Origin of the sequence: Massilia norwichensis (genome assembly GCF_024753245.1) — a bacterium.
Taxonomy (GTDB): domain Bacteria; phylum Pseudomonadota; class Gammaproteobacteria; order Burkholderiales; family Burkholderiaceae_D; genus Telluria; species Telluria norwichensis.
The window spans coordinates 1-8,616 of sequence record NZ_JANUGX010000056.1; the positions used below are offsets into that span (position 1 = coordinate 1).

The window sequence follows — 8,616 nt, forward strand, 5'->3', positions numbered from 1 at the left end:
CATTGCTACCGGGTCGCTCACTCAAAATACTGACCGCCACTCATTGCTGAGCAACGTTATACTTTTTGTGAACATTTGATAATTTAAGCATTCAGCAGCTGCTTACGCAGCTGCTGGCACTTTCATCAAACGCCCACACTTATCGACTGTTGATTGTTAAAGATCGTATTCGGTGCTGCCTTGCTGCATTCTGCGAATCGTTTTGTTCGTCAGCAGCAGAGAAGTGAGATTATGCAGTAATTCGCTTAACTCGTCAACTCATCCTTTTCTTCATCGCACACTCACTTTCGTGGTTTTTATTGTGCGCTGCAGAAGCGGAGGCGAACTATAGCAAACCGCCGGCCAGGTGCGCAAGGCCCACACGTCGCATTTTTCGATCACGGACCGGCAACTATGTGTGCGGCCTAACGGAAGCGATTTCACGGCAGCAGATAATGGATTGCTAAGCAGTATATGACCCCGTCCGCCGCATCCCTTTTCGAAAGCCTGCGATGTCAGACCAACCCAGCCATCCTGCCGATGACGCGGACGTGGATGCTTCACGCCGCGGCTTCATGCAATCCGCCCTGCTCGTGGCCGGTGCCGCCCAGCTGCCGCTCTCGCCAGTCGAGGCCGCGCCGGCATCCGGCGCCGCTGCCGCGGCCACACCTGTCGTCCCGCCCCGCCCGCTCACACTGAACGTCAACGGCACCGAACACCAGCTCTCGCTAGAGCCGCGGGTCACCCTGCTCGACGCCCTGCGCGAAGTCCTGCAGCTGACCGGCACCAAGAAAGGCTGCGACCGCGGCCAGTGCGGCGCCTGCACCGTCCTGGTCGACGGCCGCCGCGTCAATGCCTGCCTGACGCTGGCGATCATGCACCAGGGCGCGAAGATCACCACCATCGAAGGCATCGCCCAGGGCGAAAACCTGGCCCCGATCCAGGCCGCCTTCATCGAATACGACGCCTTCCAGTGCGGCTACTGCACCCCGGGCCAGATCTGCTCGGCCGTCGCCTGCATCGCCGAGATGAAGGCCGGTACGGCCAGCGCGGTCACGCCCGATGTGCGCCAGCAGACGGTCGCGTTCACCGATCCGGAGATCCGCGAGCGTATGAGCGGCAACCTGTGCCGCTGCGGCGCCTACAACAACATCGTCACTGCGATCCAGGCTGCCTCCGCGCAGACCAGGGCATAGGAGCAGGCATGCGCGCCATCGACTTCGACCAGGCCAGCGACCCCGCCAGCGCCATCCGCCTGGTCCAGCAGCCGAACACCAAATTCATCGGCGGCGGTACCAACCTGCTCGACCTGATGAAGGGCGACGTCGAACAGCCGCTGCGCCTGGTCGACATCAACCACATCGGCCTCGATCAGATCACGGAGCTGCCCGGCGGCGGCCTGCGCATCGGCGCGCTGGCCCGCAACAGCGATACCGCCAACCATGCGCTGGTGCGCAGCCGTTATCCGCTGCTGACCCAGGCCTTGCTGTCCGGCGCCTCGCCCCAGCTGCGCAACATGGCGACCATCGGCGGCAATCTGCTGCAGCGTACCCGCTGCCCCTACTTCATGGACACCGCCTTCGCCATGTGTAACAAGCGCGCGCCCGGCAGCGGCTGCGGCGCCCGCGAAGGTTATAACCGCATGCATGCGATCCTCGGCGCCAGCAGCGCCTGCATCGCCGTGAACCCGTCCGACATGAACGTGGCCCTGGTCGCCCTCGATGCGGTGATCCAGGTGAGCGGCCCGAAGGGCGAGCGCAGCATCCCGATCGCCGGGTTCCACCGCCTGCCGGGCACGATGCCGCAGGTGGACACGGTGCTGCAGCCGGCGGAGCTGATCACGGCGGTGGACCTGCCGCCGCCCGCATTCACGCGCCACACGCACTACCTGAAGGTCAGAGAGCGCAACAGCTATGCCTTTGCACTGGTGTCCGCCGCGGCGGCGCTGGACATGATTGGTGCCACCGTGCGCCAGGCCCGCATCGCCCTCGGCGGCGTCGCCCATAAACCCTGGCGGGTACCGGCTGCGGAAGCGCTGCTGGCCGGCCAAGCGCTGGATGAGGCACGCTGCCGGCAAGCCGCCCGTGTGCTGCTCGACGGCGCCCAGGCATTCAGGGACAACGGCTTCAAGATCCAGCTGGCCGAACGCGCTGTCGTACGTGCCCTGCTGGAAGCGGGAGAAAGCGCATGAGCGTGATCGGACAAGGCATGGACCGCCTCGATGGGCGGCTCAAGGTAACCGGGCAGGCCACCTACTCGGCGGAACACAAGATCCCGCGCCTGGCCTACGGGATGATGGTGCTCTCCACCATACCCAAGGGCCGGATCGCTGCCATCGACGTCGCAAGCGTGAAGCGCATGCCGGGTGTGATGCTGGTGATGACCCACCAGAATGCGCTGCGCCTGCCGAAGCAGAAGGAGGAAGGGAAGACCGAGGGCAGCGGCGGCGGCAAGGAACAATCGAAGCCCGACCAGAAGAAGCAGCCGCCGAATCCCAAGCTCTCGCTGCTGCAGGACGACCGCGTCCAGTACAACGCCCAGCCCATTGCGGTCGTGGTGGCGGACACCTTCGAGCATGCGCGCGACGCCGCCCGCCGCCTGAACGTGCGCTATGCGGCGGAGTCTGCGCAGCTCGATTTCAGGAAAGCGAAGATGCAGCTGCGCCGCCCGGAGCCGCAGCCCGAGCGCCCGCCCGACACCGGCCGCGGCAATGTCGGCCGCAGCATGGCGCGCGCGTCGCAAAAGCTCGACCTGCTGTACACGACGCCGATGGAGAACCACAACCCGCTCGAGCCGCATGCGACCATCGCCGCCTGGGAGGGCGACCAGCTGACGCTATACGACTCGACGCAGAACGTGACTGGCGTACGGAAAACCGCCGCCCAGACCTTCGGCATCGATCCGGAAAAGATCCGCGTGGTCTGCCCCTTCGTCGGTGGCGGGTTCGGCTGCAAGGGCTCGACCTGGTCGCACGTGATGCTGGCGGCGATGGCCTCGCGCATGGCTGGCGTCCCGGTCAAGCTGGTGCTGGAGCGTACCCAGATGTACGGCCCGGTGGGCGCCCGTCCGCTGACCGAGCAGCGCCTGCAATTAGGCGCCAGCGAAGACGGCAAGCTGCTGGCGGTCACCCACGACACCGTGTCGAGCACGTCCTTCGTCGACGATTTCGTCGAACCCTGCACGGCCGTGACCCGCAAGGCCTATGCCAGCGAGAGCCTGCAGACTTCGCAGCGCCTGGCCACGCTGAACATCGGCGTGCCGACCTATATGCGCGCGCCGGGCGAGTCCAGCGGCAGCTTCGCGCTCGAGTCGGCGATGGACGAGTTGGCGTATGCGCTGAAGGTCGACCCGGTCCAGCTGCGCCTGATGAACTACGCGGAAAAGGATCCGGAAAAGGACATCCCGTGGTCGAGCAAGTCGCTGCGCGAATGCTACCGGGTCGGCGCCGAGCGCTTCGGCTGGGCAAAGCGCACGCCGCAACCGGGATCGATGCGCCAGGGCCGCACCCTGGTCGGCTGGGGTATGGCCACCGCTTCCTATCCGGCCAACCGCAAGGGCGCCAAAGCCTCCGCGACGATCAATGCCGACGGCTCGGTGCTGGTGCGCAGCGGTACCCATGATCTCGGCACCGGCACGTACACCGTGATGGCGCAGATCGCCGCCGATGCGCTGGGCGTGAACGTGTCGCGCGTGCGCTTCGAGCTGGGCGATACGCGGCTGCCGGAAGCGCCGGTGTCGGGCGGTTCGCAGACCGTCGCCAGCGTCGGCCCGGCCGTGCACCAGGCGGCACGCGCCACTCGCGACAAGCTGATCGCGACGGCGCTGGGCGACAGCGCATCCAGTCTGCACGGCTTGAACGCGAACGACGTCGATGCCGCCGACGGTTGGCTGTTTTCGAAAGCCGATCCGAACCGGCGCGATTCGATGGCGGCCGTGGTGACCCGCAATGGCGGTCAGCCGGTCAGCGGCGAAGCCAGCGCCGATCAGGGCGACGAGAAGAAGCGCTACGCCATGCAAGCCTTCGGCGCCGTCTTTGTCGAGGTGCACGTGGACCCGGACCTCGGCACCATCCGCGTGACGCGCATCGTCGGCGCCTATGGGGTCGGGCGCGTCATCAACCGCAAGACAGCGCACAGCCAGCTGATGGGCGGGATCGTGTGGGGCCTGGGCATGGGTCTGATGGAGAAAACCGAGATGGACTGGCGTGTGGGGCGGGCGGTGAACGCGAATCTGGCCGACTACCACGTGCCGGTGAATGCGGACATCGGCAGCATCGACATCACCATGCTCGATGAGCACGACGCCTGGATCAACGAGCTGGGCGCCAAGGGCGTCGGCGAGATCGGCATCACCGGGGTGGCGGCGGCGATCGCGAATGCGGTCCACCACGCGACCGGCAAGCGCATCCGCGACTTGCCGATCACGCCGGACAAGCTGATTTGATCGGTGTTAGTTGCGTAACTGCCCGAGGATGGCATGGGCCGCCTCGATCCGCGCCGCATTCGGGTAGTTCTTATTCGCCAGCATGACGATGCCGACCCGCTGCGCCGGCACGAACAGCACGTAGGCGCCAAAGCCGCCGGTGGCGCCGGTCTTGTTGAACAGCGTGCCGGGCGGCGGCGTTTGCGGTGGCTTCAGGCGCGTGGCTTCGTTCAGTCCACGGCTCATCTTCTCCCCATTCCCGGCCTGCAGTTGCACCAGGCTGACCGGCGCACGGTACTGCTCCCAGCCCAGGCCCTGCACCGTGTCACCGATCCGGAAGTAACCGGTGTGCGTGCACGCCACCGCCTCGCGTATAGGCGCGGCCAGCCGGCCCGGATCGATATTCGCCTGCACGAAGCGGATCATGTCGGCGGCGCTCGACTTGACGCCATAAGCCTCCGCATCAAAAACGCCGGGATTGACCCGCACCGCCTTGTTCGCGCTGTTGTAGCCCCAGGCGTAATCCGGCATCGCCGCCGCAGGCACGCGAATATACGTGTGCTTCAAGCCGAGCGCAGGGATCAATTGACCTTCCATGGCGTCGGCAAAATCGGATTGCAATGCGCGTGCCGTCAGGTGTCCGAACAGGCCGATGCTCGGGTTCGAATAGCGGCGCCGGGTGCCGGGCGGCGCATTCGGGGTCCAGTTGCGGAAGTAATCCAGCATCTGCGCATCGTCGGTGACCTCGTCCGGCATTTGCAGCGGCAGCCCGCCGGCCGTGTAAGTGCCGAGTTCGAGCAGGCTGGCGCGGTCGATCGCGCTGCCCTTCAGCTGCGGCAGATATTTGCCGGGGTGGTCGTCGAAGGACAGTTTTCCCTGTCCCTGCGCGTAGCAGGCCAGCGTGGCGGTGAAGGTCTTGCTGACGGAGCCCAGCTCGAACAGTGTGTTTTCGCTGACCGGGATGTTCTTTTCCTTCGACGCCAGCCCATAGTTGAAGAAGGTGGTTTTGCCATCGACCGTGATGGCGACCGCCATGCCGGGCACGTCATGCTGCGCCATCAGCGGCTTGATCGCCTTGTCGACCGCTTCACGCAGGGCGGCGGTGTCGGCGGCGGCGCTGGCGGCGAGCGGCAGAAGGCAGAGACTGGCGAAGGCGATGGCGTGCAGGCGCATGGTGGTTGGGCTTTCGGTTGGCGATACGGCAGTATAGGCAGGACGCCATCCGCTCAGCCAGCGCAGTCATCCCAGCCGGGCGGCGTTTCGTCCCATGCCTCTCACATCGCCGCCTTCAGCGCGCCCAGGTAGCGCTCGCTGACGGCGACCTCGGCGCCGCAACGCAGCGTCAGCCGGTAGCTGCCATCGCCGATGGTTTCCAGGCGCGCGATCTGGCTGCGCCGCACGATCGCGCTGCGGTGCACGCGCAGGAAGTCGCTCGGCTCGAGCAGCGCTTCCAGGCGGTTCAGGGTAATGCGGTGCAGGACCGTGCGTCCGTCCAGCTGCAGCTCGACGTAGTTCCCGGCCGATTCGACCCACAGGATGTCGTCCACGCGAATCTGTTCGATGCGGCCGACCGAGCGCACATTGATGCGTTCCAGCCGCTGCGCTGCCTGGGTGATGCCGGCATCGACGTAATCGCGCAGCGCCGCACCGTAGGCTTCGCGCTGGCGTTGCCCCAGCATCGCGCCGATACGCTCGACGGCCTGGGCCAGGCGCGCATCGCTCAGGGGCTTGAGCAGGTAGTCCAGCGCGTGCACCTCGAAGGCATCGACCGCATGTTCGCTGTAGGCCGTCACGAAGACGATCAGCGGCGGCGTGCGCAGGCGGCTGATCTCGCGCGCAAGCACGAGGCCGGACTCGATCGGCATCTGGATGTCGAGGAAGATCACGTCGACCTCGTTGTCGGCCAGCGCGGCGCGTGCGGCCGCGGCGCCATCGCACTCGGCCAGCAGCAGCCAGTCCGGGTGTGCGGCCAAAGCGAGGCGCAGGTTGGCGCGGCTGGGCGCTTCGTCGTCGACGATCAGGTAGCGCACACTCATGCCTCAGGCCCGATCCAACGGCAGGCGCACTTCCGCCACGAAGCGGCCCTCGTGCAGGCTGGTCGACAAGGATGCGGTCGGGTGCATCAGCTTCAAACGCTCGCGCGTGTTCGCCAGCCCGAGACCGGCGCCGGGATTGGGCGAGGCTTGTGCGCTGACGGGATTGTCGACGCGGATTGCGAGCACCTCGCCTTCCTCGGCGAAGTTGAGGCGGATATCGCTGGCCGCGCTGCCTGGGCGGCAATCGAGGTCGTGGCGCAGGGCGTTTTCGATCAAGGGCTGCAGCAGCAAGGGCGGGCATTCGACTTCGTGCAGCAGCGCTCCATCGCCGTCGATCTGCACCTGCAGACGCGCGCCGTAGCGCAGCCGCTGCAGGTCGAGGTAGTCGCGCACGAATTGCAGCTCGGCAGCGACGGTGGCGGAGTTGCGCACGCTGGCCGACAGTGCATAGCGCAGCAGGTCGCTGAGGCGGCCGATACCGCCAAGGGCCAGAGTGCGGTCGCCGTCGCGCACCAGTGCGCTGATCGCGCTCAGGGCATTGAACAGGAAGTGCGGCTCGAACTGCGCGCGCAGGGCCAGCATGCGCTGCTGCTCGAGGGCCAGGCGCAGGTTGAGCATGTCGTTCTGGCTGCGCTGCCAGGCCAGCTCGCGCTCGCGGGCCTCGCGCCAATAATGGATCGCGAGGATCGCGGCGAAGGTGCCGGTGGTCGAGAACCAGCCGACCAGCAGCATCTTCATCAGCAGCAGGCGGGCATCCTCGAGGCTGGCGATGTGCAGGTAGCCGCGCAGCCAGGCCATATAAATCCATTGCGCCGGCTGGAACACGAGCACGAGACCGACGAACAGTGCGAACACATTGCGCGGCCGGGCGATCAGGGCCGGCCAGCGCGCCAGTACCAGACTCAGGCCCGCGCTCAGGACGATCAGCGGCACCGCGTATTCGATGAACCAGGTGACCAGCAGGGCCGGGTAATGGCTGTCGATGCCGACGCGGAGATTGTCGCTGTAGGTCTGCAGGGCACCGAGGGCGCTGATTGCCGCCCATACCAGCACCGTGATGACGATGGTTTTCGCGACAGGCGGAAGTTGGGGAGACGCGGCTTGCTTCATCGGGAAAGGCATTGGACGAGTATAGCAGCCGGTTTTATGCGGCAGTTCGGCCTCGGCCCAGGCTTCGTCACGCGGATGCGGCGTTTCATCACCGGCCTGCTGCCGGCTGAACCGGGCGGCTGCAGAATCGATGCGGCTGTATCCGAACTCTCCATTTTCTTTCATCGTTCATGAAAAAATTCTTCTGTCTTGCTGCTGTTCTTGCGCTTGCTGCGCCCATCGTCAACGCCGGCCCCGTCGAATGGGCTGCGCCGCAGGATCCATTCGCCGTGTACGGCAATACCTATTATGTCGGCACCCACGGCATCGGCGCCGTGCTGATCACCTCCCCTGCCGGCCATATCCTGATCGATGGCGGGCCGACCGGGTCGTCGCAACAGATCGCGGCGCATATCCGCCAACTCGGCTTCAAGGTCGAGGATATCCGCTACATCCTGAACGGCCACGAGCACTTCGATCACGCCGGCGGTATCGCCGACTTGCAGAAGATGAGTGGCGCAACCGTGCTGGCCAGCCCGGCATCCGCCGAGGTACTGCGGACCGGCCAGCCGGACAAGCGGGATCCGCAATATCCCGGCTTACAGGCGATGACGCCGATTGCGAAGACGCGCGCGGTACATGATGGGGAAATCGTACGGCTGGGGCCACTGGCGGTGACGGCCCATTTCACCCCTGGACACACGATCGGCGCGACCAGCTGGACCTGGCAGTCGAGCGAAGGCGGCAAGCCGATGGACATCGTGTACGGCGACAGCCTGACTGCGGTGGTCGCCGATGGTCTCAGTTTCAGCCGGAATCCCTTGTATCCGCAGGCGCAGGCCGATATCGAGCGTTCGATCGCCGCCGTCGAAGCGCTGAAATGCGACGTGCTCGTAAGCGCGCATCCGGAATTCAGCGGTTTATGGGAAAAGAAGGCGCAGCAGGCAACGCAGGGGAATGCGGCGTTTATCGACCGTGACGGTTGCCGCAAATATGCGGCCAAAGCGCGTGCGATGTTGGCGAAGACCTTGGCAGCCGAAATGGACAAGGCGCAGTAGAAAGCAAAAAGCCCCACCAAGATCACTTGGTG

The 8,616-nt window shown here is 65.6% G+C and carries 8 protein-coding genes; 5 read left to right on the plus strand and 3 right to left on the minus strand.

From position 1 onward, the window contains the following. The first annotated feature begins 491 nt into the window (after positions 1-491). From NX782_RS25890 to NX782_RS25900, 3 genes are read left to right on the plus strand one after another with little or no spacing between them, the layout of a single operon-like run. A complete protein-coding gene (locus NX782_RS25890) occupies positions 492-1,175 on the plus strand; it encodes a 2Fe-2S iron-sulfur cluster-binding protein (RefSeq protein WP_258848384.1) in 684 nt (227 codons plus the stop codon). 8 nt (positions 1,176-1,183) lie between these two features. Continuing rightward, a complete protein-coding gene (locus NX782_RS25895; protein WP_258848385.1) occupies positions 1,184-2,170 on the plus strand; it encodes an FAD binding domain-containing protein in 987 nt (328 codons plus the stop codon). Continuing rightward, the gene (locus tag NX782_RS25900) at positions 2,167-4,422 is read left to right on the plus strand and encodes a xanthine dehydrogenase family protein molybdopterin-binding subunit (protein WP_258848386.1); all 2,256 of its coding nucleotides are present in this window, start codon (positions 2,167-2,169) and stop codon (positions 4,420-4,422) included. Before NX782_RS25895 ends, NX782_RS25900 begins: the two co-directional genes overlap by 4 nt. 6 nt (positions 4,423-4,428) lie before the next feature. Here the strand turns inward: NX782_RS25900 and ampC are convergent, their stop codons facing one another. The 3 genes from ampC to NX782_RS25915 form a co-directional block, all read right to left on the minus strand. Then, positions 4,429-5,574: a class C beta-lactamase gene (gene ampC / locus NX782_RS25905; protein ID WP_258848387.1), complete on the minus strand. Its 1,146-nt coding sequence runs from the start codon at positions 5,572-5,574 to the stop codon at positions 4,429-4,431. A 101-nt stretch (positions 5,575-5,675) separates the two neighbouring features. Next, a complete protein-coding gene (locus tag NX782_RS25910; protein ID WP_258848389.1) occupies positions 5,676-6,437 on the minus strand; it encodes a LytR/AlgR family response regulator transcription factor in 762 nt (253 codons plus the stop codon). 3 nt (positions 6,438-6,440) lie between these two features. Beyond that, complete coding sequence (locus NX782_RS25915) at positions 6,441-7,547, minus strand: sensor histidine kinase (RefSeq protein WP_258848390.1); 1,107 nt, start codon at positions 7,545-7,547, stop codon at positions 6,441-6,443. Between the two features lie 36 nt (positions 7,548-7,583). Here NX782_RS25915 and NX782_RS25920 point away from each other — a divergent pair, with 36 nt between their 5' ends. Both NX782_RS25920 and bla read left to right on the plus strand, forming a co-directional pair. Further along, positions 7,584-7,721: a hypothetical protein gene (locus NX782_RS25920; RefSeq protein WP_258848391.1), complete on the plus strand. Its 138-nt coding sequence runs from the start codon at positions 7,584-7,586 to the stop codon at positions 7,719-7,721. Then, entirely contained in the window at positions 7,718-8,584 is an 867-nt protein-coding gene (gene bla / locus NX782_RS25925) for a subclass B3 metallo-beta-lactamase (protein WP_258848392.1), read from the plus strand. Before NX782_RS25920 ends, bla begins: the two co-directional genes overlap by 4 nt. Positions 8,585-8,616: the final 32 nt, after the last annotated feature.

Coding starts and splice junctions, on each gene's coding strand:
- NX782_RS25900 (WP_258848386.1), top strand. CDS start 2,167: ATGAGCGTGATCGGACAAGGCATGGACCGCCTCGATGGGCGGCTCAAG.
- NX782_RS25895 (WP_258848385.1), top strand. CDS start 1,184: ATGCGCGCCATCGACTTCGACCAGGCCAGCGACCCCGCCAGCGCCATC.
- NX782_RS25920 (WP_258848391.1), top strand. CDS start 7,584: ATGCGGCAGTTCGGCCTCGGCCCAGGCTTCGTCACGCGGATGCGGCGT.
- bla (WP_258848392.1), top strand. CDS start 7,718: ATGAAAAAATTCTTCTGTCTTGCTGCTGTTCTTGCGCTTGCTGCGCCC.
- NX782_RS25915 (WP_258848390.1), bottom strand. CDS start 7,547: ATGAAGCAAGCCGCGTCTCCCCAACTTCCGCCTGTCGCGAAAACCATC.
- NX782_RS25890 (WP_258848384.1), top strand. CDS start 492: ATGTCAGACCAACCCAGCCATCCTGCCGATGACGCGGACGTGGATGCT.
- NX782_RS25910 (WP_258848389.1), bottom strand. CDS start 6,437: ATGAGTGTGCGCTACCTGATCGTCGACGACGAAGCGCCCAGCCGCGCC.
- ampC (WP_258848387.1), bottom strand. CDS start 5,574: ATGCGCCTGCACGCCATCGCCTTCGCCAGTCTCTGCCTTCTGCCGCTC.